This window comes from Halomonas sp. LBP4 (assembly GCF_003202205.1).
Classification (GTDB): domain Bacteria; phylum Pseudomonadota; class Gammaproteobacteria; order Pseudomonadales; family Halomonadaceae; genus Halomonas; species Halomonas flagellata.
The window spans coordinates 125,136-147,560 of record NZ_PDOG01000005.1; the positions used below are offsets into that span (position 1 = coordinate 125,136).

Here is a 22,425-nt window from a genome sequence, read left to right on the forward strand (position 1 = left end):
TCTCCTGGATGACAGGAGGTCCCATGGGACATTACTCGTACTATCTGAAATGTCGACTCCAGGAGCTTGGCTACCCGGCGCTCAACCTGGAACTCCATGAGTGTTCGGGGTTTGTGCAGGGCAGTGGGGTGGCCTGGTATGGGCGCCTCACTGCAATGGATTTGCATGCCCTCGCCAGGCGCATGATCCGCGAGCAGGCCCGTTCGCCTTACGACTCTGCCTATGCCCGCCTTGTCGGGCGCAGGGAGGGGAAGAGGCTGCTGGAACTGCTGACCTTCATGGACACCCTGAAGGCCGACACTGTCGAGATCTACACCAAGGGTGAGAAGTGTGGCGACCACCACGCCTACTCGATGGGGATCGATGATCAGCTGGACTGGGATCACATCTCCGCCATGACAACCCAAGGCCAAGGGGTTCTCGAGATCTACCAACGCCAGTGGCAACGCCTGATCCAATGGCTGTGGGACGATCTTGAGCGCACCTCTCTCGCCATCGACTCCGAGCTTCGCAACATCAAGCTCGCCGAGCGTGACGAGGGGACCGTGGTCTGGGCGCGACGCACTGCTCGTTTCAAGGTTGAGGTCATCAAGACTCGCATCTCCGAGTTCGACCTCGAGTATGAAGAGGGCGAGTCCGTGATGGAGCTCCTCTCGGAGGTGGCCAAGGGACAGAAGGAACTGTTTGGCCTGAGCGCTTACGTGGAGACGCTGGACACCGAGATGGAGTTGGCAGGGGTGCATTCCGCGCCTTTCACCCGATCGCTCACCGACCGCTTCTTCGACGGCGTGTTGTCGGACGTGGTGTACGAGGCGATCGACGAGGCCCGTGATGTACTGAAGGAACTCGAAGCTGCCCAGGCAGCTTGATACCGACCGGCTCCTCTGGGGGCCGTTCACCCAGGAGCCTTGCCCCCCACCGGGGGCGGGCTCTTTTTCTACGTCCAAGGAGGCTTTCCATGACGCTCACGATCGATGTCCCGGCGGAACGCTGGGAAGAGCTCGCGAACATCAACACCTGCATGGCCGCGTCCAGCTTCGATCCGAAGAAGGGCAAGCCACTGTCAGTGAAGTCAGATGTCTTTCAGGGCCACCGCTATACGGCCTTTGGCAATGTCTTCGGCCCCTGGGGTGTGAAGCACAAGCCGACCATCTGGGCCTATCGGCTGGTGCCGGAGGCACTGTACGAGGGCGAAATGACCCTGGTCTACCACGATGAGGTCGCGATTGCCGAGGGTCGGCGTGCCCGCGGCGATCATGCAGGCCTGGTGGTGACCGTGAATGGCCATCGCATGGTGTGTGCCGACAGGGTGGACCTGGTGTCCGGCCTGCCGGGCACGCCGCCTCTGTCACTGCCCGAGGCACAGGCATGGCGAGATCGGGTCACTGCCACGGCATTCGCCGATGACCGAGAGGTCACCTGGCATGCCTATGCGGGACACCCGGTAATCCGGTACCACACGGGACGTGGCATCTCTTCGGCACTGCTCTGGTCGATCGACGGCCGGCAGGTCACGGAGATGTGGCTGGATAGGGAGCTCGAGCTGGACCCGCCTGATAGCCTCGCGGCGGTTCCTTCGGTCCCTGCTGGGGCCCAAGGACAGCTGGGGATGCTGTTCTGACGTAGCGCCGAGTGGCGCTGACCACCCATCGGGTCTCGCTCCCCACTGGGAGCGGGCCCGATGCCTATGAGGAGAATCTCATGACTGCAAGTACACCTGTCGCCTTTATTAGGCGCCAGATGGAGGCGCGTGGCTACCCGATGGCCAGTATCTTCAGCTCCATAGCTTACGAGCCGGAGGAGGTTGCGGGACTGGCCCTGGAAGGCAAGTTCTACCATGTCGATCTCATCCCGCTGCTGGAGATCTGCTACCCCAGCCAGGGAGGTGATGAAACGCCCCAGGTGAGGATCAGGAACCGGTTCCGGCAAGCCCGGGTCCGTAAGGCCCTGGACCTCATTGATCTGGCGTATCGGGGACTGTGTCTTGACGTCTGGGTCGACCCTTCGAAGGGGCCGCTCCTGACCGACCAGACCACAGTGAACGATGACTTCGACTTCGTCTTGTGGACCGAGGAGACCGAGGAGGGCAGGGAACTGCTTACCCCCTCGTTAGCCGAGGCTCGCAGCCAGTTCGTCAAGGATCTGCGTCGACGTGTCGTTGCCGACTGCGCCGAGGTGTTCAAGGAGCTGATGGCAGTGAGAAAAGCCTGAGGGCGCTGGACTATCGTCCATCTCACCTGTTCCTTTCCACCCGCCGCGTTATACTGACCCAAGCTCACCCCTCGGGGTGGGCTTTCCCCAGCGGGTTGTCGCCCAAGGCGCCAGCTCGATGCGGAAAGCCGAGTTCCTCTCCCTCTGGGAGTGAAGCAGTGGAAGCGCTGGCCACTGTCAAAACAATCAGCATTTTCCTCACCGTGACCCCAGGCCTGGCCTGTAAGGTCATTCCCAAGCGACCCCGTCGCTCCGGCGCCTTGGGTGCCGTTCCTCTGTCGGTGACTCTCTGAGCTCTCCACGGCCATCCGGCCGCGGCGTCCTTGGCGTGCTCCCCAACCACGTCCCGCGTTCGCGGTGTCGTTCTCTATGGTACTGGCTCCTCTTGTGGGGTGACCGGCCCCATGCTGCTATCCAGGAGGTAGTTCCATGTTCGATATCAGCACCGATGACAGCCTCTTCATCCGTCAGCGCCTTCGGGAGCTCGGATACCCGGATGGGCTGGCATTTGGCGCAGAGCCATATTCCTTCCAAGAGCCCGACGGCCCGCCGTTGGTCACGCTACAGGGGAACCTGCAGCGTGAGCGGCTGCTGGCGCTGGTCCAACTACCAGTGACGGTAGGAGGGCCGCCTTCGGCCTACCGTGAGCTCGCGGCGAAACGCTGCCAACGGGACATGGCACTGGCATGCGATGCCTATGAGCTGTTTCATGAGCGCGATGTTCGGGTGCATATCGAAGCCGATATGTCGTCCCCTCCCCGGAACCCCGAGGAGATCGCCTTTCGTGAAACGGATCTCGCACTGATCGCTGACCTGGCGAAGAGTGTCGAGATGGGTATCAGGAGTGACCTGGTCTCTGAAGAGCGCCTGTCATTGACCTCGCTGCAAAGGCTTGACCGAGTCTGGCAGCAGTCCCTCGAAGCTCTAGCCGAGCAGATGCGCCACGATGCGCGGATGCTGACGGAAGAGCTGTGGTCACGTCTCGACGTGGCTGCCTGAAGCCACCTGCCCTGGGCAGGTGCCAACCCCGATGGGGCGACCCGCCCCCTTGGGGCGGTAGTGCCCCTTTGATCGAAAGGAGCATCACCATGGCGAATCCAGCCCGGAATCATGACGGAAAGCGCCCCTCGAGCACCCGGTATGTGGTGCTGCATGAACACACCTTGGGGTACATGTCCGGCTCGATGGTGGGTGTGCTGCGCTCGTCAGTCTTGCGCGGCGCCCCCTACACGCTCGAGCCGGGTGTTGTCCCGCTTCCTCGTGATCCCGCTGATATGCGAGACGCTACTCTCAAGGACTTCGAGGACTTCCGTGTCACCGTGCCACCGGACTTCGGCTATGCCGAGGCCGGATGCGCGTTACACGAGAACCAGCCAGGGACCTGAGATACCTGCATGTCTTGCCCGAGCCCCCATTGGGGGCTCTTACCCCCATGGGGCGACTCGCCCCCTGGGGCGGTCGTGTCCCTTCTGCTGAAAGGAGCACCACCATGATCCAAGAGACCGTAGCGGTCGAAAAACCGCCATTGCAGGCGCACCTCGAGCTCTGCCTGAGTCAGCTGCATCATTTCCCGACGCATCTGGTGAGGGCGTTTCCCGTGTTCGACGAGGAGGGTCGGTTCGACCCCGGCGCGGGCTCCGAGACCTTCCTTGGTCTGGAGCTTGCCGGCGATCTGGATCTGACCTCGATTGAGCAAAAGCTGCAGCAACTCCTACATCCCAACAACCAGCCCGCGGAGCTTTCCGGCTTTCAGTCGGTCCTGCTGGCTCGTCGGCGCCGGATGCTGGACAAGCTGCACATCATCGTCAACGGAATCGACGACGATGACGGCGAGCTGAAGGTGCCAATCGTGCCTTTCGTCGAGCCACCCTACGGGCCCGACTCGTGCTGCCTGGTGGTGCCATACAAACTACCGGAATGGACGGCCCACTGGCTGTCCTGGTGCGATGACCCGGGTGAGCTGACGCCAGAGGCGATGCTTGAGGCCATCCGCTTCTGCATCAACCTGATGAACGATGAGCTTTCCGGCGTCCTGGCGGATCTGGAGGCCCATGCCAGAGCCTTCCTCGATAATCCGGCCACGCCGGCGTCTATCGCGGCCTGACGCTCTTACCCACCCCGACCGGGGCTCTCTCCCCGGTTGGGGCGAGGGTCCCTCCTATCCCTGGAGGACACCATGACCGAGAGCCAACGACACGACGAGTGGGGCGCCCTGCAGCGCTACGCTGAGCAGGTGCTCACTCGGCGCGGATTGCCTCGCATCAAGCTCGAACTGACCTGTGATGGTGACGGCCTGCCATGTGGCATTCGTCCTGTCGGAGGGCAGCTGACGATTCCAACCCTTCGTCACCAGCTGGATCGGCTGACCGAAGAGAAGGTCCATGACATGGGCATCAGCCCCTTCCGCCGTATCCATGCGCGACGGATGCGCAAGGAGGTCAGTGCCATGCTCCACCGTGTAGAAGCGGCGGAGCCGTCGATGGCCATGGAGATCAAGACGCCCTCGCTGCCGCAGGAGCGCCCCACGCTGTCCCGTCGATTCACCCTGTCTGGGGTGCTGCCCATCGTGGAAGCTGCCGGTGGGGCTTCGATGCCGACAGAGCAGGAGCGGCTTCTGATCCAGTTCCTGGATGAGGTTCATGAACGGCTGGCGCTGGACGTCGAGGAGATCACCGGTGTGTGCCGCAGGGTCGTGCCGGCGAAAGCTGACTCAGGCGTCTGGCGAACCGTGCGAATCTATCGGACACCACGCTACACGGTGGAGATCCGATGCTACACGTCGCACCTCGACTTCCTCGCTGAAGAAAGGCTGAAATCCTGGTCTCTTGAGCAGCTGGTCGATGACATCGACGCCATTGCGGAAGGGCGAAAGCAGCAACGCTGTCTGCAGTGCGTTATCACACGGCGTGACACCGGTGAGGGCTTGGAAGACGCCATGATCTTCGCCTGTGTCGACGCACCTGGTGGCCGCTCACGTGAGCGTCGGGTGGTTGCCAAGGCTATCCGGCAACTCCGTAGTGAACATGGTGGCAGGGACGGCCTTCGTCCTCAGCCAGCCATTAGCGCGAGCGCGGCCTGAGGCCGCCTCGTGGTCTCTATCCTTCCGGGGGTGCTACCCCGTAAGGGGAGGCCTCCTGGAATTCATCCCTCAGGAGGTCTCCATGGCCAACGCCTTCGACATTCCGGCGGTAACGCGAGAGCTGGTGGTCGCCGCGGGGCTCCCCGCTGACATCGGCTATGTGAAGTCCGCTGTTGAGAGCCAGCCGGCCGGTCGGTTGTATCCCGAAGAAGCAAGAATCCGCTTCCATGGGGTGCTGCCCTGGGCGGCTGTCTGCTCGCTTGCGACATTGCTCTATCAGGGTAGAGCTTATACCGGTATCTACCCTGCCAGGGCCCGGCGACAGAACCGGTTGCTGCTCGGGCTAGCCAATGGGTTCGCCGCCAGAGAAAGCAGCATTTCGATCACGCTCACCGAGGATGGTGATCTCCGATCGTCGGTCAGCCCCAAAGGACTGGGTGTTGTGCTCGAGCAAGCGCCTATCCAGGGCCCAATGCCCCCGGGACCAGGGATCACACCCCATGAGGCGACTAGCTTCCTGGCGGCCCTGGAATACGACATCCGTCGCTATCTGGGGCACCTGTCTGTCGCCATCCTGGCGCAGCTTGAACAGCAGTATGCGGCCTGGCGGTTGGAATCAGCCGACAAGGCATGAGGAAGGGTAGATGCCAGCGGACTTCTGCTGGCGCGTACCCTCACTGACCAGGCGCCGAATCCCTTCTTGGGATGCTGGCGCTTACAACCCAAGGAGGTTGCCATGACACACGATGACGCCGTCAGGCGCATGAAGAACCGGCTTCGCCTGTGGGGCTTCCCCGCGGATGCGAAGACAACACGACTGCACTACTTCCTGAAGCTCGATGACCCTGATCAGGAGCCCTTCGTGAGTATGCAGTTCCAGTGCCACTCAGCGGCGGTTCTCCGACCTCTCATGGCTCGGATTTACCGGCCACGTCGTGAGACGTCCGCCTTCCGTCGTCTGTACGTAGCTCAGCAGGAACGGGGCATGATGAGCCTGCTCGGGATCTTCGACCAGGACCATGCCGCAGCATGGGAGCTGGGCATCTTCGTCAGCCATGCACCGGGTATCTTCACCGGGAAGTGGAAGACGGAGACTGCTCAACCCCTGATGGAGCTGGTGCCGACCCAGACGGCCGGCACCATCGAGGTGCTCGTCAACCAGGCCTACCGGTCGATTGGCGTCAGCTACCCTGAACGCGCCCGCACACTTGGGGTCGTCTGGGGGCGCTTCCTGCGTGATCTCGAAACCGAACTCGAGGACACCGCGGGGGCTCTGGTGAGAGAGCTGGTTGAGAGCCTGGAGCGCTCTGGAGAAACGGCCGTCACCGACGTGCCGATGACCGCCGCCGCTTAGGTAGGCGAGTAGGGAAGGGGGCTCTTTGAGCCCCTATTTCCCCACCCGAGGCCTCTTTACCATGGCTCGTGATCGTGCCATGCTAATAGGGCTTCTCTGCCTCTGGCAGTGAAACGAAGGTAGCGCTGGCCTTCCCAAACAATCAGCATTTTTCCTACCACCCTACCGCGGGCACATGCCCAGTAGGGAGTGTGCTCTTCTTCATTGGAGGCACACTGATGAACTCCCATACCCCCTATCGTCTTCGTTACCAGGCTGGTCTTGTTGCCCCCGGCGAGTATCTTTTCGTCCGGTGGTTGAATGAGCTTCAGCGCGTAGCGATTGTGCGATCTGTGGAGCGGCGTACCGAGCATGTGCTCAATGCTGCTCATCTTGCTTGATCTCTGACCTGCTGCCCTGACGCCACCCCTACGCTCCTGCGTAGGCGGCATATTGGGCACACATTCTGACCCCACCCCCGCCGGGAGGCACTCTCCCGACAGGGGGAGTCCTCCTTGGTTCCGGTGTCGGGGTTTCCCTGAATCCCGCACCGTGCCGGGCTTCAGGGAAGCCTCGATCCCGGCTTCTTCGCCAAGGAGACTGTCATGAACGACAACACCTACTTCAAGACCGACGACGTGCGCGAAGCAGCCACTGGTCGCTGGCCCCTGATTCTTGGGGCGCTGGCGCCTCAGCTGGAAACTGCTATGCGCAAGCTCGGCCGCCATGTGACCTGTCCGGTCCATGGAGGCAAAGACGGCTTCCGTCTCTTCAAGAAAGACTTCGCCGAGCACGGCGGGGGCATCTGCAACACCTGCGGTCCCAAGAAAGATGGATTCGAGCTGCTGATGTGGCTCAACCACTGGGACTTCCGGATGGCCGTCGAGGAGGTGGGCAAGATTCTTGGAGTCGAACCCCGCCATCGCCGGCCGACTGGGAATGCCTCTGGCCCGTCTCGCAGCAAGTCCTTCAAGCAGCAGCATGCTGATCGCTCGAGCAGTCCGGCACCGGCAATCGCCAGGCCTACCTCGAGTGCTCCATCGGCAGCTGGCGCTGTACAGGCGACCTCAGTTCCTCGCATGGCCTCGGCCGAGAGCAGAGAGCCTGAGGTATCCACCGCCCCGGCCTCTAAGGTGGTCTCCCTCGAGGAGCGCTCACCCGAATGGCTCAGGGAGCTTCAGGAACGGACGTCGAAGCAGTCCCAGGTCGACAATGCCAAGATTCAGGAGCGTATCGAGCGCGTCTGGTACGAGGCAGTTCCCATTACCAGCCCGAGTGCACTGCCGGCCATGAAGTACCTAGCCAGCAGGAAGATCGTACTCCGCAACCTGGGCGTCCTACTTGAGGGCGACTGTGTGCGGTTCCACCCCGGCCTTCCGTACTTCGAGGAAGTCGAGGAAACGATCACGCAAGAAGGCAATGAAACCACCATCACGAAATGGAAGAAGAGGGGCGACTACCCCGCGATCATCTGCGCGATTCGTAACGTGGATGGCGAGATCGTCACGCTTCACCGCACCTACCTCTCCCAGTCTGGCGGCAAAGCCAGAGTAGAGAGCGCTCGAAAGATGATGAGCGTCCCGGACAACAAGTCCGTCGTAGGTGGGGCCATTCGGATGGGCACACCGGTGGATGGCGTACTCGGTGTTGCTGAAGGCCTCGAAACCGCTCTCAGCGGGTTTCGTGCCACAGGCATACCGACCTGGTGTTTGGTCAATACAACCCTTCTCGAAGGGTTCGAGCCGCCCCAGGGCGTCCATACGGTCATCATCTGGGCCGACAAGGACAAGAGCCACGCAGGTGAGCGCTCAGCCAATGTGCTGAAGACTCGCCTCGAGGCTCAAGGCCTTAGAGTCGTGGTCCTGATTCCGCAGCAGCCCATTCCTGCTCGTGCCAAGGGTGTCGACTGGAATGATGTGATGCGGACCCAGGGTTTGCTCGGGTTCCCGAACCCCAGGCTCCTGCGTCAGCAGGTCAACCCACAAGCGCTGGTGAACAGCTGATGCTGTCGCTGGTGACTGACTCGCCTCCTTTCTCTGCCGATAGGCAGGGGAGGGAGGTCCACTAAGGAGATTGATATGAATACCCATGATTTTCCCCGAGGATTCGGGTCCTATCGCGAGGTACATACTCAACCAGGTGCATGCCTCGATGATCCCTTCTGCCCGCCTACCGGCTGGAATGGAGGGCGCCAGGAGTACGTAGCGCTCATGCAAGAGCGCTGGAATGATATGGATTGGGGGCAATGTCTGCGTTTAAACGTGGCCATTGCCATGAACAATGCCGTGACTGCAGATGGGCCGTTCGCCGATGTGGCGGCCGACCTGCTCAGCCAACTTCTTACCCAACGGGGTGGGATAGCTGATATCAAGGTCATCAAGCACTGAAATGATCCGCACGATTGCGGTTAATCCACCAGCAACGTTGGAATTCCCATGGTGCTGAGTTATTCGGGTATGAAGTTGAGTACCCATACAGCTGCGATAGGTTCGCAGTTCAACCCTCGGAGGGGCCTGACCCCTCACGGGGGAAGGCTTCTCCTTATTTATGAAAAAGGAGACGCCTATGTTGCTCAAAATGAAACGCAAATTACTTCGCTGGTTAAAAGCTCGCCCTCCAAAAGTCGGCGCAGGGACTATCAAGGTGGTTGCAGGGGACCTTCGCAAGATTGGTCTTGGTGCAATGTCCGCAGGGCTTGTCGCAGTCTTCAATCCGACCGGAAGCTTCACCATAGCTGGTGCCGCCTTCCTGTTCGGGGTGGGGTTCGCCATCTGGGCAGTAGCCATTGCGCTGCATGCCCTGGCAGAAAGAGTTAAACTCAAGGAGTAATACCATGAGTTCCGCATTCTATCTTACGGTAGGAGCATGCGCTTTACTGATTCTCTCGGTAGGAGGCTACTTCATCATTCAGGCTTTACGGCTGTTGGTGAGAGACGACTGTCATGACGAAGAACAGTGACTCAGTGGTTGTAACAAAACGCCAGGGATAACCCCTGGCGTTTTTTTATCTCTAATCCTCGACTCGGACAAGCCAAGACTCCACGGTTTCGTCGCCGAATTCTTCCTTCCAGGCCTTTAATGTTTTCTGATTCCCTCCGCGAGTTTCAACTACCTCACCCGTATTAGGGTTCTTATAAACCTTCAACTTCCGTTTGCGACGCTGAGTCTGGCGTTTAGATCCACTCTTGTTGGAAGCGGCACCGCTGGGATCAAGCAACGCAAATACATCAGCAGCGGACTTGTCGAATTCCTTCATCAGGCTGACAAGCTTGTCCTTGAACTCCAGCTCTCTCTGGAGACGTTGGTCGGACTCCAACTTTGCCATTTCTTCCTTGAGGTGCTGGAGCTGTTGCTCCATCGCCGTATACTTGGTGATCAGTGAGCTCATGGCGTCATACCTATCTGAATGAATTGAAAGCTGGCGTCACCGTTATACAACAGATACATGTAGTATGGAACAGCGGGACATGCACATGACGCTTACAGCCGGCCCTTGCATCCTCAGGCAAGCCGGTATACTGGAACCGAACCGACAACCACGGGTGGCTGTAGGAAACTCGACCCCATCCGGAATAACACAGGAATATCAACATGATGCAGATAGAAACCCGAGCCATCGACCTTTCTGACCAAACTGTTTCCGTTGCTTGGTGGACCGGCTACTCTCGCCATGGTGTCTTGAATGTGACACTCCCTGACATCGTCCAGGATCTCGAGATCGCTGCGGAGCTGGTAGCCCTAAGGCACTTACTGTTTGAGGAGCAAGTCTTCGACAGGGTTCCCTCTTCCAGCAAAGGATATTCATTGAAGGTGTCGAAAGGGGCGATTAAGAAACTTGTCCAAGGAAGGTCTTCCAAGAAGCACTTACTTCCCTATGCTGCTTTCCTGAGGCAAAGAATGGAGGGTGTCCACATTGATGTAAGCCGAAACTCAGAATGGGTAGAAATGGCCCGTGATGGTGACAGTCGTGATATAACTGTCAGTATCAATGATTTAGATATCCATGAGTATCTCGACACTCCCGCGCTGGGTCGGATTTACATCACGCGGCATGCAGTGAAACGCTACGAAGAGCGCCATCCTGGAGACGAGATGAGCAACCCCTGGCGCAGCCTTACAACCAGGCTTTTGAACCCGAACTTGATACGAGTCGAGATCCCTAGGAAGGCACTACTTCATAAGGCCATGCGCCACGGCAGGGCCGATAACGTCGAGGCCTGGGGGCATCCTGACAGCCGGTTTGTATATCTGGTTGTGGCTGATAATGGCCGCAAGACGCTCGTCACTGTATTCCGGAAAGGCGCTAGTCAGGGCAAGTAGCAATCAGCTATATACCGTTAGCTCAACTCCACAGAAGTTAGGGGCTACCGAAATAACCCGGGCATAACTGACACTTCCTGGTCAGCACAAAGCATGGGTTCCGATCGATGGCGAGGAGCGGTCATGACCGACGCCGCCTGGCATAAGCCTCCGTAGACGCGGTCAACGGCCACCAAAAACGCGCTTCTACGCGAAATCCAGGGCACTACACCCCTGGTGGCGGCTCAGATTTGGCGTAGCGCCCGCCAGATTGTGTGTGGATAGTCACCTAAGCCACTGAATAGAAATAGAAATGGCGAGCATAGACTGCTCAGATACGATGGCGATCGACTGGCCGGACGAAAGCCCCGGCAGGATCACAGACCCGTCGGTCACGAAGTGGTGCGCCCAACGCGCCCAAGAGGGTAGGTGACAGGCCTGGAGGGTTCGTCTACCCTGTATTCAATATTGATATAATACCTGTTATAAATAGATTGAATTAGCCAGAGAGCAGGGCACCTGTCAGCCTGGCTCCATGGCCCCCAGCGGAATGAGGACTTCGTCATGGACGATGACCACCATGTAATTCCTGCGGCCAGCCACTCGCCGTCATCGGTACCCACCACCGCCGTTCACATCACCCATGGCCACCGGGTTGTCGATTATGACGAGATCCCGATTCGGATCTCACCGGTCCCGCTGCCTCGCGGCAAGAATCCGGCGTTCCGTCACCTCCGTGCCCAGGCCGCCCAGACCTCCCGGGTCAGCAAGCGCAGTCAGCTGAACCGCGTGGCCCTGATGCTCGGCGCCCCGAAGCCACCGAAACTGTCATTGGATGGCGACTCTCGAAAGGTCCACCCCGAGCAGCTCTTCCCCATGGACTATGTCCACTGGGAGGACCTCACCCAGGACATCGTCAGCGACATCATCTTCAACCTCCAGCGCAAGGCGGAGGCAGAACGCGACAAGGACCTGAGCCCCGCAACGCGCAACACCTATCGCGCCCTGCTGCGCGGGGTCGCCCAGGAGGCCTGGGGTCTCAAGCAGATGGCCTATGAGGACGTCGAGCGAATCCGCTCGGTCAAGGCACTGAAGTACAAGCGGCTGCCCGGCGGCCGGGCCCATCCCGAACAAGTGATACGTGCGCTGCTGGATGTATGTGATTCGGTCGATTCCGCTCTACACTGTCGAGACGGCCTGATGGTAGCCCTCTTGGCGTCAACCGGCATGCGCCGCGCAGAGCTGGTGGGGGTGCAGATCGAGGACATCGATGAGCGCACCCGCGAAGTGAAGATCACCGGCAAGGGCAACAAGGACCGGGTACTCGAGATCCCTGCCAGCGTCTGGGATCGCCTGGCGGATTACCTTGACCGGTACCGCGGGCACCAGCCGGGGGCACTGTTTACCCCCATCTGGAACAACCGCGACACGCCGCGCATCACCAAGAAGGGGCTGAGTGAATCGACCATCAACCTCCGTCTGGATACCATCCGCGAGAAGGCAGGGAACCTGATTGGTGTCAGCATTGCGCCCCACGATCTACGGCGGACGTTCGCGACGGACCTCTACAACTCGGGCATGACCATTCGCGAGATCCAGATCCTGCTGGGTCATGCCTCAGCCATCACCACTGAGACCTATCTCTTTGACGAGAGCAGCGAATACCGGAAAAAGGCGGCCAAGATAAACGCCAACCGGTTTGGTAAATCGACGGGAATGCGAGGGGAACCATGAAGATGGAAGCGAGCTTTGATGTCCTGCTTGAGACGGACATGTTCGTGATGATTGCTGACCGTGATGACGGCGGTAGATCGGTCGCCAATGACGCCGAGAACGTGGTTCAGCGCGTCAGCAACCTCCTGGGTGGCATTGGTAAGCGGCGCCTCTACTACCGCGACTCGCTGGGCCGATTCAACGAGCTCAAAGTTGCCAACGAGCAGTTTTCAGGCTTCGCCACCTGTACCGAACACCAGCAGCGAACCCTGGCCGATTGGATTCACCATTACCAGCCTTCCAAAGTGGTGAGCTACTGATCCCTAGACCTTCCCATGGCGGACATGGCTAGCTCTGTACCGGCTGGTTGACGTTCGCCCCTGAAACTGTCCGATCTTTCCGGTTTGTGGCATGGGGGTAAGCCCCCGGCCACGACCTTATGTCTTCGCAAGGCCATCATGCACTACATTGCTACCTGGTACGCCGGCTTCAGTCTCATCGCGATCATGATGTTCTGGTGGGATAAGGCGTCTGCACAACGCGGCGCATATCGCACCGCAGAGACGAAGCTCTTCACGGTGTCATTCCTTGGAGGTTGGCCCGGCAGCTACCTTGCTCGCCATCTCTTCCGGCACAAGACCCGGAAGCCCGGCTTTGGGAGGAAACTGGCCTTTACCTCGATCGCTAACCTGGTCCTCGTTGCCGGTATTGGCCTGATCCTACCTCGGGGAATGTGACCTCTCCGTACTGACGATACGGCGAGGCTTCTCTGCGATCATTTCACGCCTTTTTCAAGAGTGATTTGGTGTAAATGCTGTTCATCGCGCTATACTGTTGGGACATACAGTTCTCGGGAGGCGCCGATGAACCGTCAGTACAAGCTCCTGCACGACATCGAGGAGGCCTTCGACCAGGTCGTTGAAGCCTCCGGTGAACTCGTGGAGATCTGTCGAGCACATCCCGGCGAGGCATGGGCCCTGGACGCCCCGCGCCCCGACGCCGACTGGTTGGCGTCCGCCCTCCTTGACTTCTGGTACATCGACGGCCAGGACGGTCGAACCACCCGGCCCTATGTCGGCCTCATGGCCGCGTCAGAGCCGGTAATGGAGGCCGTAGGCCGCGTGAATGCCGCGAAGCACACCTTTGCCGACACCCTCGCAGCCATCAAGGACGAGGACCAGCGGATGATCGCAGAGCTCAAGGCCTCTCTCCCGTACCGCCACCCGTACCTGCATGACCACATGAAGGGGTCGGGCCTGGCACGCCTGCACCTGAAGCAGTGCTGGCGCCACATCCCCGCGGCCGAGCAGCCTCTGCAGCGGGTACGGCTGGCCTGGTACACCAGCGGCCGGTCGATCCGCCGGGTCACCATACGCGAGGCAGAACAGATGCTCATTGGCCTGGGTGCCGAGCAGCCGCACGTCCAGATCCAGCTCCGGGCCCTGGCCGGTCTGCCATCCAGCGAACCGCTCGCCCAGGTGCAGCATCAGGCGCCGCTGATGCGGGTGAACCTCTTCTACGAGGAGCCGCTGCGCGATGGCCGGATCCGGCGGGCCATGAACCTCGCCCTGCCCCTCTTCATCCCCAGCGAGAACGGGAAGCTACCGCATCACAATCAGCCCCCTCCGTTCCCGCCGGAGGAACGTACCCGCAAGGTGCGGAGCGATGAACGCCTCGAGCAAGAGCCCTTCCTGCGGTCCCTGAGGATCTACCGCTACAAGGGCGTGGCCGCCTGACCCCTGCCCTTTTTCCCACGCCCTCCGACTGTTGCGGCGGGGGCAAATCCTCCAGGGCGTCATGTCGCGGCCTCCCCTGTTTTCGACCTGCATCAGCGACAGGATGTCGGGTCACCCCCACTGGGTCCTGGCCGCACCTCCACGATCCCCATCTGGTCGAAATGGGCCACCATGTTCGCCAACTTTACGCAGGCTGGTGGCTGAACGCCTGGGGTTATCTCAGCTCTTCGGGCAAGAGGTCATCGGTGTTTGCTGCCAAACAAAGTGGCTCAATTAGGCCGTAGGTTTCGCCCTGACGCAGCTTCGCCTTCCAGTCGTCGCAGGTCGGCCAGCTTTCGCTCTTGCCGAGAAGATAATCCATACGCGACCAGAACAACTCGTAAACCGCCGGGGTGTTCACGATGTTCTGCATTGTGGGGATTGTGCTCGTGGAGGCGCCACCCCTTCCTCCTATCATGCCATGCACTGCCCCCGACTGTATGGATGCATAGACGGTGGCGTCGAGACCTGTATCAGTCGGCTCAGTCGCGATTTGCCAGGTATGAGTGCCTTGTGTGAAGGATAGAACGAGATAGATCATCCAATTGCGCTGGGCCACCATCGAATGCTCGCCAGGGTACGCAAAGGTCGTGTCATCACCATCCGAGAGCGTGAAAAGTCGCTCCGCCGCTTGATAGAACTCCCGCTCTGTGACGCCTTCGTAACTCCTCTGGGTCGTGTTGATAAACTCATCACGGCTCATGGTCTTCTGGTTAGCCGCGCACCCCGCCAGGGCCAACGCCAACGCACATGCAATCCACCTACCCATTCCCCGTCCCCATACGTTTGCTTACGTGTTCAACCCGGGTTATTCACCAGGCGGGCCTGAAAAAGAAGAAGGCGAATGGTATTCTCAAACGGAATCAGTCAGTTCCGGAAAGAACACGATTCCAAGAGGCCATTCGCCATGGGTGAAAGCGTATCTCCCTGGACTTCCTCCTGCAACGGCTCTGTCAGCGTCCAACAGAGTGGCCACTCCACGAGCAGTGATTCTGGCGCGTTACTGCTGCGCGAGGCCCTTGATCGCAGTGGCGTCATCGACGCGTTGGAAACTCACCTGGTCGATGCCCGCGATCCGCTACGTATTCATCATTCGCTGGCCAGTCAGCTGAGTACGATCATCGTGCAGCGGGCCATAGGGTGGATCGATCTGAGCGACACCACCACGCTACACAACGATCCGCTGTGGTATCTGGTCTGTAGTGATCTTGCCCAGCATCAGTGGACACCTCGATACTGGTCCAGCCTTGTTTGAAATAAGCCACCCTGTTGGCCTCCCCCACACGGATGCCGTAGGTCGGATTGATGCGGGAGCCTCCCCGCCAGGCACTGGCTTTCATGTTCACCTCCTGCATGGTGTATGTCTCCGGTCAGCGCACCGGGTAGCAGGCATCGCCCCTGTGCTCGCCGGCGTTGTCCAGCAAGATCTCGATGATCACCGGCACCACGTCGCCCATGATCCCGTTGGCGTCTTGCAGCTGCTCGCGGTTCACCGAGCTGCCCCAGGTCGCCCCGCCGTGGATCAGCTGGTTGCGCAGCGTATAGAGCCGCTGGATGACGATGCTCAGCACGGTACAGGTGTCGTGGTGGGCCAGGGCGGCATTGGCCGCAAGCCTGACCGCGGCAAAGCGCTCCTCCCAGTCGTCGCTGCCGGCGAGCCCGTTCTGGTGATCCCAGTAGGGCTGGAAGACGTAGCGGTTATTCAGCAACAGGCGAATGGCGGTGGGATACCGCCGCCAGGCCAGCTCGTAGAGTCGGTTCTGCTCGTCCAGCCGGCTCAGGCGCTGCAGAAACTCCCCCAAAAGGCGTTCCTCGGCAATTCGCATGTCGCCGAGGTCATTGGCGTAGGCAGCATTGAGGCGATCCACAGGAAGATGAAGCGGCCGTCCTCGTCGTCGCACTCATCGGCGCGCTGCAGCCAGCTCAGCGCTCGATGGATTCGCAGGGCGAGCCTTCGGCATGGGCATGGCGCTCGGCCCGCTGACGGGCCTTCAGGTGGGTGTGCGCCATCATAAGGCTCTCCTCCCTGAGATCGGCATGTCACCCAGTATGGCCGCGGGAGTCTGCCGCCGGCTCAAGTCACCTGGTCGGCTGCCCCCACGCCCACCGTCCTGTCGCCCCCCACCTCGTAGCCGCTGACCAGAACGTAGCGGCTGCCGCGCCGATGGTCGGCCCACTTGCCTCGGTAGAAGCGCTCGTCGCGCAGCTGCCGCCAGTACGGCGCTACCGTGCGCGGGGCGGTCATGGCAGCCTTGAGCTCGCGGTCCTCACGGTCGTAGCCGATATGGGCGAAGGGCACGCCCTTACGTCCCTCCGGGTGCTTGTTCTTCATCCAGCCCGGCACGCCGGACGACAGAGCTTCAGGGTAGGCCGAGAGGTACATGCCAAGCGACAGCACGTAGCGCACCACTGCGCGCAGGATCATGCCCTCCTGGTCGGCCAGCGGCTGGGCATGTCCGCCGGCATGCTCGATGGCCTCGCGGTTGATGAAGTCGGTGATTTGCGAGGGTCGGAAGGCACCGCGCAGCATGGTCGGATTCAGGCCGGGCCGAGTGTCCAGCGGGTTGTGGATGGCGACGATCAGCCACGGGTCGCCGAGCCCCTGCATGTCCACGCCGTGCATGTTGCCGTGGGCGCTAAGGAAGGCCTCGTAGCGGGCCGGTAGCATGGTCGAGTCCAGCCACGCCACCAGGGCGCCGTGCACCGAATGACCGTGGAAGATCTGCTTGGCTGGGAACGACAGGGAGCTGAACTCCCAGGGCCACGACCAGGCGTCGCCCTGGACCCTGCTGAGCTGCACCGTCTGCAGCCATTCCGACAGCGACGGCTCCGGCACCACCACCCTGCCCTCGCGGCCGTGATGCCACTCCAGCATCAGGATCTCGCCATTGATGGAGTGGACAACCTGCTCGTCGTGCACCATCTCTCCGAAGATCTCAGCCTCGATCCGGGGCTTCTTGGGCAGGCCCAGCATCTTCATGACCGAGCGGACATAGCGGCGGGTGAAGCTGGGGTAGTGGCGATAGGTGGCCTGGGTCATACGCGGCTCGTCGAGGGGAAAGCGATGGCGTCAGGGTACACCAGCGGCGGTATCGAGCAACTGACAGACACCAGACGCGAGGACGGCGCCACTCGGGCGCCGTCGATACCCTGCGTGCATGCTCAGAACGCGACGTCGAACACCAGGGGGAAGATGGTGTAGAGCGCCACCATGATCACCAGCAGGCCGATCATGTTGAGCCAGATGCCGGCACGGATCATGTGGCGTATCGGCAGATTCCCCGTGGCGAAGGCGACGGCATTGGAGGGCGTTGCCACCGGCAGCATGAATGCGCAGCTGACGGCGAAGGTCACCACGATGGTCATCAGGAAGGTCTCGATCCCCAGTCCGACGTCGATGGCGCCCATGATCGGGAAGAACGCCGCGGCCGTGGCAGTGTTGCTGGTCAGTTCGGTGAGGAGGATGATCACCACCGCCGTGACCACCAGTACCAGTATCGGCGGCATGCCGGCCAGGCCAGAGACGCTCTCGCCGATCCAGGCACTCAGGCCGGTGGCGGTGAACTGGGCGGAGAGGGTCAGTCCGCCCCCGAACAGGATCAGCACGCCCCAGGGCACGTCGTGGGTGGCCGACCACTCCAGCAGGGCCCCTTCCCCTTCGATGCTGGAATCACGAACATCAGTATGGCCGCGAGGATCGCCACGCTGGTTTCGTTGATGTTCGACAGCCAGGGCATCGCGACCTGCACCACCGGAATCTTGGCAATCAGCGGCAGGAATACCCAGCAGAACACGGCGCCGGCGAAGACCATCAGCACACGGCGCTCTTCCAGCGTCAGCCGGCCCATGCTCTTAAGTTCGGTCTCGATCAACTGCCGGCCACCCCGGATATCATCGACCTCGGCGCGGAACACCAGCTTGTTGAGCACGAACCATGCCAGCAGCATGGCGAAGGAGAACGGCACGCCCATCAGCATCCAGTGACCGAAGCCGATGGACAAACCGTGGGAGTCCTCCATGTAGGCGCGCATCAATGCCATGGGCGGCTGGCCAATCAGAGTGGCCATGGATCCGATGGTGATGGCGTAGGCGATCCCGAGCAGCACCGCGGCGGAGAACTTCGGCGTGTCCTCGCCGTTACCCATCGACTTCACCAGGGCGATGATGGAGCCACAAATCTCGTTTCTTGCCAATAACTGGCGAGCGACGCGATCAGCGGCGAGTAGATGCGCGCGCCGACATGGCCATGGAAGACCGACCCACCCTGCTGGCCGAACACCTCGATCGGCAGGCCGTCGATATCCAGCGTCAGGCGTTTCGGCCGTTCGCCGCCATTCAGCGAGGTCAGTCGCCAGATCGCCAGCCGTAGCAGGCTCTCGTGGACAACATCAATGTTGTCGTCACTGCCCAGGCACGCCAGCAGCCGCGACAACGGGGCTTGAGACGGACGGTCCTGCGCCAAAGGTGTCGTCCCACGCGCATCGCTGCAGGCCAGTTGCCAGAGCGGGTCACGCCGAAGCGTGGTGGTATCGCTGAGATCGATCCAGCCCATGGCCCGCTGCAAACCACGGTGCGCAGTTGGCTGGCCAGCGAGTGACGGACTCGCTGCGGATCACGTGGATCGACCAGATGGTCCTCAAGCGCGGCGATGACGCCGCTGCTGTCGAGGGCTTCACGCAGGTGCAAGGCACCGCTGTCGCTGGTGGTGCGCTGGCCGCTCAGCTCGACGCGGACAGAGCCATTGAAGGAGGGCGTCATGGTGGATACAGTTTCACCCATAGCGGATGGTCCTCTTGAATCAGGTTCTTGGTGGAACGTACTGATTTCTCAAGAGAATACCATCCGCTATCTTCGTTTTCAGGCCACCCTCATGAATAAGCCGGGATGATGTACGCAAACCCCCAACATCCTTGAAAGTTACCTATCGACTTTATACCTTGAGCAACCCTCGCAAATCTTAGCTTCTACCTGCCTCTCAACTTCTATCTGGATCTTTACATCATTGATTTCATCGATCCGAGCATTTCTCCATCGCTCGTAGAAAAATGGTAAAGTTACAGTGTATGCTGTTAATCCACCTACCGTAGCTGGAAACCCTAAGCGACCCGACAACAAAACACCTGGTAAAACAAGTCCCACAATCGCTATGCCTATCAAAATAAATTTATCCTGATACTCTAACCCCTTCCAACTCAGAGCAGGATTCCTATCGCGAGCAATGTATAGCAACACACCAACCAGGTTGCCCATAACGAAGCCAGAAAGAGCTTCTTTTGTTGATGAAAAATCATCCTTGTCAGGAAAAAAAATGGAACAACTGCGTCATCAAAATAACAATGACAATATATCCTACAAAAACCCTAAACCTCTCTTTTACCACCTCTCTCTTTAACTGGTCATCGTATCTTACGTTGGTAATGATAGACTCTTCAAATGTATCGACGATTAATATCATCACCTTCATAATCGCTAAAAACCACCTCTTGAAAAAACTTCGCATCTCGGCGCCCTAAATTAGGTTATTTGTCAGCGTCGAATACTGTATCGGATTTAGCGCCCACATGTCGTCACCTTTGATACCAAGTCGGTGATCGGTCGTCAGCCCGGCGAATCAGGATCGACTTGGAGAAAATGGCCTGGGAGCCGCAGTTCCGAAAGCGATTGGCCCTCAGGCGGAGCGTGGCGAAGGTCGACATCGGGTTATGCGGTTTATCCGCTATCTCGTTCCTCTGGCACGCAACCATATATTTACCTACTGCAATTTCCTGTCAGATACGGCTGGGGCTCCACGCTTTCCATAAGCTGGACCGAGATATCAGGTTTCCATACATCAACTATGATAAAATTCGGATGCTGAAACACTCCCTCTCTCAACCAAAACGCGACGTGTGATGAGCCATTCTCATTTCCGATACTCAAGAAAAACAAATCTCGCCGTTCTGTATGGCCGCCGTAGTCTACTTCAATCTCTCCTTTACCGACAGCTTGTTTGATCAGCACTCCAGGCTCATTCTTTTCGGTCAGAGCCCATAGATTGAGATTCTCATTGGGCTTTGGTGGAATAACTGTTAGCTTCACAACTCGTTGCTCGAGTTTTGAGTCCCCACTAACCGTGCAGGTTAAAATTCTCGAGGATTCAGCTGCAGCGACCTGCGTCAGCAACAATAACCAGATCGCTAGTGTAAAACGCGATATCTCATGTCTATACATTTAGACCTCCGCATAACACCAATGAGCGCGCTGGCTGCATTGTCCGGACCTGCCGCTTAGGGTCATCAGTTGCCGCACCTAGTCCAACAGCACAGTCATAGTCTGAAGTTCGGCATGCGGCCAGAAGCGGACTTCCAGAGAGTCCTCATATAACGCTTCGTGTGAACGGCGAGCGGAGGTGGAGCGAAGCGCCAACGTCGAGAGTCTGACTCCACGTGCTTATTAAGTGGCAATTCGCTCACTGCATTGGAACCAGCACTCTTCTTGTTTCGCCACTTTTTCCAGGAAATGATTTGAAGAGAGCTTCTATCATCGCTGGCATCACTCGTGATAGCTGGGATGATGAGCCGGAACTCCTGACGCTTCCTTCATATAGAACGTTAAGGGTTTCCGTCCCTACGCTGCTCGCGTCAATGATATATAGCCAGAGACCTCGACCATATTCCGTTCTCGATACGGTGGAAGAACCAACTATGCCGTAGTTCGGCGTGTAGGTTGTAGTGCCGGAATATGTTCCGTAATTTCCATAAGTGCTCAGCGTACCGTATGTGGTGGAGGATGAGACGCCTGTTTGACCAAAGACAGGGATGGAATCAAGCTTTTCTCTTCCACTGTCAATGCCGTAACTGAAAGCGATTACAACATTAGGTATTTCGTCTCCTGATACTTCTCTGTACTGATATTTACCGAGTTCTTTGCGGACTAGCTCAGCATAGGTCTTGTACTCAAGGCTACTTTCCTGTCCTCTTAGCGGGACAAGGAGATATGTTTTCGGAGCTGGCGTTTCGCCGAGCTGGTGAAATACTGCGACATCAGACCTGACGAACCCGGCGCATCCAGATAAAAGCAGGACCGAAAGCGCCAGGGCAAAAACTGTCACATTTGGTTTCATATGAGAGGACTCCTTTGCCACTTAACGCCTGAGTTATCCGTTACCGCTCTGAAGGTTGCCATACTCTGATTCCTTCTTCACCTTTTCCCACTCCTCCGTGAGAAGTAACTGAGTTGTGGTTGTAAGGTCTGTCAATGCTGCCGCGAGCTTCGCGCTCTGGCCTGGATCGGTGTACTTCGGTATCTCTTCCAGTAACGTTTCTATCCGGCTATCGTGTTTTCCTCGCGGATTCAGACGCAGGCGAATTACGTGCCGGAGCCGGTCAATCTCCCGAACCATCTCGGGTTCCTGAGGCTTCCCTTCCATATTCGAGGCGGACCACGTGTACGTAAGGCCAGAGAACGTCGAGATGTCCTGACGGAGCTGTTCGATCCACTTCACACGTTGACTGGTAACGGTGTTGATGAAATTCGTTCGGCGCGTATTCCGGTAGTTCTGTACAAGATTCCAAACGCCGATTGCGAAGGTGAGAAATATGCCTACAGCGTAAGCGATGTCCTTCGGTTCCATCGGAGACCTCGACCAATGACGGCTAACAGTGATTAGACTGCGCACTCTATTATTGTACTATCATGCTGGCAGTCTTTGCTGGGACGTCCACGGTGGATCCAGGCTGTGTGAAAACTCCTCGGCTCTCCTGAAGATGGTGCTTGTACGCGAAATCTGGAGAGAATTTGCCTTGCAACTACCTCAGAATGCGCGAGAGAGCACCATTTTTGATCAATTTTGACCGGCCCGAGACGCTCCAAGCGTTTTCACACAGCCTCGAACATTAGCTGCCGCAGGCACCCCCATCAGCAAAGTCTGATGTTCTCAATTCGGCCAGAAGCGGTCCTTCATCATGTGCTGATATAATGCTTGAGTTAAGGGGCGCCGGGCGTGTACTCCGGATGAACGCGGGTCCGGTCTCGGC

27 protein-coding genes and 2 pseudogenes are annotated in these 22,425 nt (G+C 59.0%); 19 read left to right on the forward strand and 10 right to left on the reverse strand.

Features of this window, described 5'->3' with window-relative positions; all coding sequences use genetic code 11:
• The first annotated feature begins 23 nt into the window (after nt 1-23).
• From CR157_RS17010 to CR157_RS17065, 12 genes are all read left to right on the forward strand, one after another.
• The gene (locus CR157_RS17010; RefSeq protein WP_110284732.1) at nt 24-869 is read left to right on the forward strand and encodes a hypothetical protein; all 846 of its coding nucleotides are present in this window, start codon (nt 24-26) and stop codon (nt 867-869) included.
• An 89-nt stretch (nt 870-958) separates the two neighbouring features.
• Nucleotides 959-1,621, forward strand: coding sequence for a hypothetical protein (locus CR157_RS17015; protein WP_110284733.1), 663 nt, complete (start codon nt 959-961; stop codon nt 1,619-1,621).
• An 80-nt stretch (nt 1,622-1,701) separates the two neighbouring features.
• Nucleotides 1,702-2,211 carry a hypothetical protein gene (locus tag CR157_RS17020; protein ID WP_110284734.1) on the forward strand — a complete coding sequence of 170 codons (510 nt, stop codon included), beginning with the start codon at nt 1,702-1,704 and terminating at the stop codon, nt 2,209-2,211.
• A gap of 429 nt (nt 2,212-2,640) precedes the next feature.
• Nucleotides 2,641-3,210 carry a hypothetical protein gene (locus CR157_RS17025; protein WP_110284735.1) on the forward strand — a complete coding sequence of 190 codons (570 nt, stop codon included), beginning with the start codon at nt 2,641-2,643 and terminating at the stop codon, nt 3,208-3,210.
• A gap of 89 nt (nt 3,211-3,299) precedes the next feature.
• A complete protein-coding gene (locus CR157_RS17030; RefSeq protein ID WP_110284736.1) occupies nt 3,300-3,596 on the forward strand; it encodes a hypothetical protein in 297 nt (98 codons plus the stop codon).
• A 104-nt stretch (nt 3,597-3,700) separates the two neighbouring features.
• Entirely contained in the window at nt 3,701-4,315 is a 615-nt protein-coding gene (locus CR157_RS17035) for a hypothetical protein (RefSeq protein WP_110284737.1), read from the forward strand.
• Nucleotides 4,316-4,387: 72 nt separating this feature from the next.
• Nucleotides 4,388-5,290, forward strand: a complete 903-nt coding sequence (locus CR157_RS17045; RefSeq protein WP_146218712.1) for a hypothetical protein — start codon at nt 4,388-4,390, stop codon at nt 5,288-5,290.
• Between the two features lie 82 nt (nt 5,291-5,372).
• The gene (locus tag CR157_RS17050) at nt 5,373-5,924 is read left to right on the forward strand and encodes a hypothetical protein (protein WP_110284740.1); all 552 of its coding nucleotides are present in this window, start codon (nt 5,373-5,375) and stop codon (nt 5,922-5,924) included.
• Between the two features lie 102 nt (nt 5,925-6,026).
• A complete protein-coding gene (locus CR157_RS17055; RefSeq protein ID WP_110284741.1) occupies nt 6,027-6,644 on the forward strand; it encodes a hypothetical protein in 618 nt (205 codons plus the stop codon).
• A gap of 584 nt (nt 6,645-7,228) precedes the next feature.
• Entirely contained in the window at nt 7,229-8,626 is a 1,398-nt protein-coding gene (locus tag CR157_RS17060; protein WP_110284742.1) for a DUF7146 domain-containing protein, read from the forward strand.
• 75 nt (nt 8,627-8,701) lie between these two features.
• Nucleotides 8,702-9,010, forward strand: a complete 309-nt coding sequence (locus CR157_RS22360; protein ID WP_146218713.1) for a hypothetical protein — start codon at nt 8,702-8,704, stop codon at nt 9,008-9,010.
• A 178-nt stretch (nt 9,011-9,188) separates the two neighbouring features.
• Nucleotides 9,189-9,452 carry a hypothetical protein gene (locus tag CR157_RS17065; RefSeq protein WP_110284743.1) on the forward strand — a complete coding sequence of 88 codons (264 nt, stop codon included), beginning with the start codon at nt 9,189-9,191 and terminating at the stop codon, nt 9,450-9,452.
• A gap of 181 nt (nt 9,453-9,633) precedes the next feature.
• Here the strand turns inward: CR157_RS17065 and CR157_RS17070 are convergent, their stop codons facing one another.
• A complete protein-coding gene (locus tag CR157_RS17070) occupies nt 9,634-10,011 on the reverse strand; it encodes a histone-like nucleoid-structuring protein, MvaT/MvaU family (protein ID WP_110284744.1) in 378 nt (125 codons plus the stop codon).
• Nucleotides 10,012-10,214: 203 nt separating this feature from the next.
• On the opposite strand from CR157_RS17070, the gene CR157_RS17075 reads away from it, so the two are divergent.
• The 5 genes from CR157_RS17075 (at nt 10,215) to CR157_RS17095 (ending at nt 14,371) form a co-directional block, all read left to right on the forward strand.
• Nucleotides 10,215-10,943, forward strand: coding sequence for a hypothetical protein (locus CR157_RS17075; RefSeq protein WP_110284745.1), 729 nt, complete (start codon nt 10,215-10,217; stop codon nt 10,941-10,943).
• Nucleotides 10,944-11,486: 543 nt separating this feature from the next.
• A complete protein-coding gene (locus CR157_RS17080) occupies nt 11,487-12,656 on the forward strand; it encodes a tyrosine-type recombinase/integrase (RefSeq protein WP_110284746.1) in 1,170 nt (389 codons plus the stop codon).
• Nucleotides 12,653-12,955: a hypothetical protein gene (locus CR157_RS17085; protein WP_110284747.1), complete on the forward strand. Its 303-nt coding sequence runs from the start codon at nt 12,653-12,655 to the stop codon at nt 12,953-12,955. Before CR157_RS17080 ends, CR157_RS17085 begins: the two co-directional genes overlap by 4 nt.
• Nucleotides 12,956-13,093: 138 nt before the next feature.
• Nucleotides 13,094-13,372: a DUF1294 domain-containing protein gene (locus CR157_RS17090; RefSeq protein ID WP_110284748.1), complete on the forward strand. Its 279-nt coding sequence runs from the start codon at nt 13,094-13,096 to the stop codon at nt 13,370-13,372.
• A 126-nt stretch (nt 13,373-13,498) separates the two neighbouring features.
• Nucleotides 13,499-14,371 (forward strand): DNA replication terminus site-binding protein, encoded by an 873-nt coding sequence (locus CR157_RS17095; RefSeq protein ID WP_110284749.1) that lies wholly within the window; start codon nt 13,499-13,501, stop codon nt 14,369-14,371.
• A gap of 214 nt (nt 14,372-14,585) precedes the next feature.
• Here CR157_RS17095 and CR157_RS17100 read toward each other — a convergent pair whose 3' ends face one another.
• Nucleotides 14,586-15,113, reverse strand: coding sequence for a hypothetical protein (locus CR157_RS17100; protein WP_146218714.1), 528 nt, complete (start codon nt 15,111-15,113; stop codon nt 14,586-14,588).
• A gap of 204 nt (nt 15,114-15,317) precedes the next feature.
• On the opposite strand from CR157_RS17100, the pseudogene CR157_RS17105 reads away from it, so the two are divergent.
• Nucleotides 15,318-15,617 (forward strand): annotated as a pseudogene (locus tag CR157_RS17105) (transposase); the annotation flags it as partial.
• A gap of 163 nt (nt 15,618-15,780) precedes the next feature.
• Here the strand turns inward: CR157_RS17105 and CR157_RS17110 are convergent.
• The 5 genes and pseudogenes from CR157_RS17110 to CR157_RS17130 all read right to left on the reverse strand — a co-directional run.
• Complete coding sequence (locus CR157_RS17110) at nt 15,781-16,212, reverse strand: hypothetical protein (protein WP_219999967.1); 432 nt, start codon at nt 16,210-16,212, stop codon at nt 15,781-15,783.
• 272 nt (nt 16,213-16,484) lie between these two features.
• On the reverse strand, nt 16,485-17,450 hold the full coding sequence (locus tag CR157_RS17115) for a hypothetical protein (RefSeq protein ID WP_110284751.1): 966 nt from the start codon (nt 17,448-17,450) through the stop codon (nt 16,485-16,487).
• A 122-nt stretch (nt 17,451-17,572) separates the two neighbouring features.
• Nucleotides 17,573-18,016, reverse strand: coding sequence for an SLC13 family permease (locus CR157_RS17120; RefSeq protein ID WP_181422096.1), 444 nt, complete (start codon nt 18,014-18,016; stop codon nt 17,573-17,575).
• Nucleotides 18,010-18,555 (reverse strand): SLC13 family permease, encoded by a 546-nt coding sequence (locus CR157_RS17125; RefSeq protein ID WP_110284753.1) that lies wholly within the window; start codon nt 18,553-18,555, stop codon nt 18,010-18,012. The genes CR157_RS17120 and CR157_RS17125 overlap by 7 nt, the downstream gene beginning before the upstream one ends.
• Nucleotides 18,556-18,608: 53 nt before the next feature.
• Nucleotides 18,609-19,189 (reverse strand): annotated as a pseudogene (locus tag CR157_RS17130) (transposase); the annotation flags it as partial.
• On the opposite strand from CR157_RS17130, the gene CR157_RS23105 reads away from it, so the two are divergent.
• Complete coding sequence (locus tag CR157_RS23105) at nt 19,167-19,298, forward strand: hypothetical protein (RefSeq protein ID WP_258364222.1); 132 nt, start codon at nt 19,167-19,169, stop codon at nt 19,296-19,298. The pseudogene CR157_RS17130 and the gene CR157_RS23105 sit on opposite strands and share 23 nt — an antisense overlap.
• Nucleotides 19,299-20,158: 860 nt before the next feature.
• Here the strand turns inward: CR157_RS23105 and CR157_RS22365 are convergent.
• The 3 genes from CR157_RS22365 to CR157_RS17145 all read right to left on the reverse strand — a co-directional run bounded on the left by CR157_RS22365 (nt 20,159) and on the right by CR157_RS17145 (nt 22,022).
• Nucleotides 20,159-20,620, reverse strand: coding sequence for a hypothetical protein (locus tag CR157_RS22365; RefSeq protein ID WP_146218715.1), 462 nt, complete (start codon nt 20,618-20,620; stop codon nt 20,159-20,161).
• Between the two features lie 238 nt (nt 20,621-20,858).
• Nucleotides 20,859-21,512 (reverse strand): DUF4136 domain-containing protein, encoded by a 654-nt coding sequence (locus CR157_RS17140; RefSeq protein ID WP_110284755.1) that lies wholly within the window; start codon nt 21,510-21,512, stop codon nt 20,859-20,861.
• Nucleotides 21,513-21,545: 33 nt separating this feature from the next.
• Nucleotides 21,546-22,022 (reverse strand): hypothetical protein, encoded by a 477-nt coding sequence (locus CR157_RS17145; RefSeq protein ID WP_110284756.1) that lies wholly within the window; start codon nt 22,020-22,022, stop codon nt 21,546-21,548.
• Nucleotides 22,023-22,425: the final 403 nt, after the last annotated feature.

Excerpts from the sequence above, each read along its gene's own strand:
- CR157_RS17010 (WP_110284732.1), top strand. The coding sequence starts at position 24 with ATGGGACATTACTCGTACTATCTGAAATGTCGACTCCAGGAGCTTGGC.
- CR157_RS17015 (WP_110284733.1), top strand. The coding sequence starts at position 959 with ATGACGCTCACGATCGATGTCCCGGCGGAACGCTGGGAAGAGCTCGCG.
- CR157_RS17020 (WP_110284734.1), top strand. The coding sequence starts at position 1,702 with ATGACTGCAAGTACACCTGTCGCCTTTATTAGGCGCCAGATGGAGGCG.
- CR157_RS17025 (WP_110284735.1), top strand. The coding sequence starts at position 2,641 with ATGTTCGATATCAGCACCGATGACAGCCTCTTCATCCGTCAGCGCCTT.
- CR157_RS17030 (WP_110284736.1), top strand. The coding sequence starts at position 3,300 with ATGGCGAATCCAGCCCGGAATCATGACGGAAAGCGCCCCTCGAGCACC.
- CR157_RS17035 (WP_110284737.1), top strand. The coding sequence starts at position 3,701 with ATGATCCAAGAGACCGTAGCGGTCGAAAAACCGCCATTGCAGGCGCAC.
- CR157_RS17045 (WP_146218712.1), top strand. The coding sequence starts at position 4,388 with ATGACCGAGAGCCAACGACACGACGAGTGGGGCGCCCTGCAGCGCTAC.
- CR157_RS17050 (WP_110284740.1), top strand. The coding sequence starts at position 5,373 with ATGGCCAACGCCTTCGACATTCCGGCGGTAACGCGAGAGCTGGTGGTC.
- CR157_RS17055 (WP_110284741.1), top strand. The coding sequence starts at position 6,027 with ATGACACACGATGACGCCGTCAGGCGCATGAAGAACCGGCTTCGCCTG.
- CR157_RS17060 (WP_110284742.1), top strand. The coding sequence starts at position 7,229 with ATGAACGACAACACCTACTTCAAGACCGACGACGTGCGCGAAGCAGCC.
- CR157_RS22360 (WP_146218713.1), top strand. The coding sequence starts at position 8,702 with ATGAATACCCATGATTTTCCCCGAGGATTCGGGTCCTATCGCGAGGTA.
- CR157_RS17065 (WP_110284743.1), top strand. The coding sequence starts at position 9,189 with ATGTTGCTCAAAATGAAACGCAAATTACTTCGCTGGTTAAAAGCTCGC.
- CR157_RS17070 (WP_110284744.1), bottom strand. The coding sequence starts at position 10,011 with ATGAGCTCACTGATCACCAAGTATACGGCGATGGAGCAACAGCTCCAG.
- CR157_RS17075 (WP_110284745.1), top strand. The coding sequence starts at position 10,215 with ATGATGCAGATAGAAACCCGAGCCATCGACCTTTCTGACCAAACTGTT.
- CR157_RS17080 (WP_110284746.1), top strand. The coding sequence starts at position 11,487 with ATGGACGATGACCACCATGTAATTCCTGCGGCCAGCCACTCGCCGTCA.
- CR157_RS17085 (WP_110284747.1), top strand. The coding sequence starts at position 12,653 with ATGAAGATGGAAGCGAGCTTTGATGTCCTGCTTGAGACGGACATGTTC.
- CR157_RS17090 (WP_110284748.1), top strand. The coding sequence starts at position 13,094 with ATGCACTACATTGCTACCTGGTACGCCGGCTTCAGTCTCATCGCGATC.
- CR157_RS17095 (WP_110284749.1), top strand. The coding sequence starts at position 13,499 with ATGAACCGTCAGTACAAGCTCCTGCACGACATCGAGGAGGCCTTCGAC.
- CR157_RS17100 (WP_146218714.1), bottom strand. The coding sequence starts at position 15,113 with ATGAGCCGTGATGAGTTTATCAACACGACCCAGAGGAGTTACGAAGGC.
- CR157_RS17115 (WP_110284751.1), bottom strand. The coding sequence starts at position 17,450 with ATGACCCAGGCCACCTATCGCCACTACCCCAGCTTCACCCGCCGCTAT.
- CR157_RS17125 (WP_110284753.1), bottom strand. The coding sequence starts at position 18,555 with ATGGGTAACGGCGAGGACACGCCGAAGTTCTCCGCCGCGGTGCTGCTC.
- CR157_RS23105 (WP_258364222.1), top strand. The coding sequence starts at position 19,167 with ATGGTGGATACAGTTTCACCCATAGCGGATGGTCCTCTTGAATCAGGT.
- CR157_RS22365 (WP_146218715.1), bottom strand. The coding sequence starts at position 20,620 with ATGTATAGACATGAGATATCGCGTTTTACACTAGCGATCTGGTTATTG.
- CR157_RS17140 (WP_110284755.1), bottom strand. The coding sequence starts at position 21,512 with ATGAAACCAAATGTGACAGTTTTTGCCCTGGCGCTTTCGGTCCTGCTT.
- CR157_RS17145 (WP_110284756.1), bottom strand. The coding sequence starts at position 22,022 with ATGGAACCGAAGGACATCGCTTACGCTGTAGGCATATTTCTCACCTTC.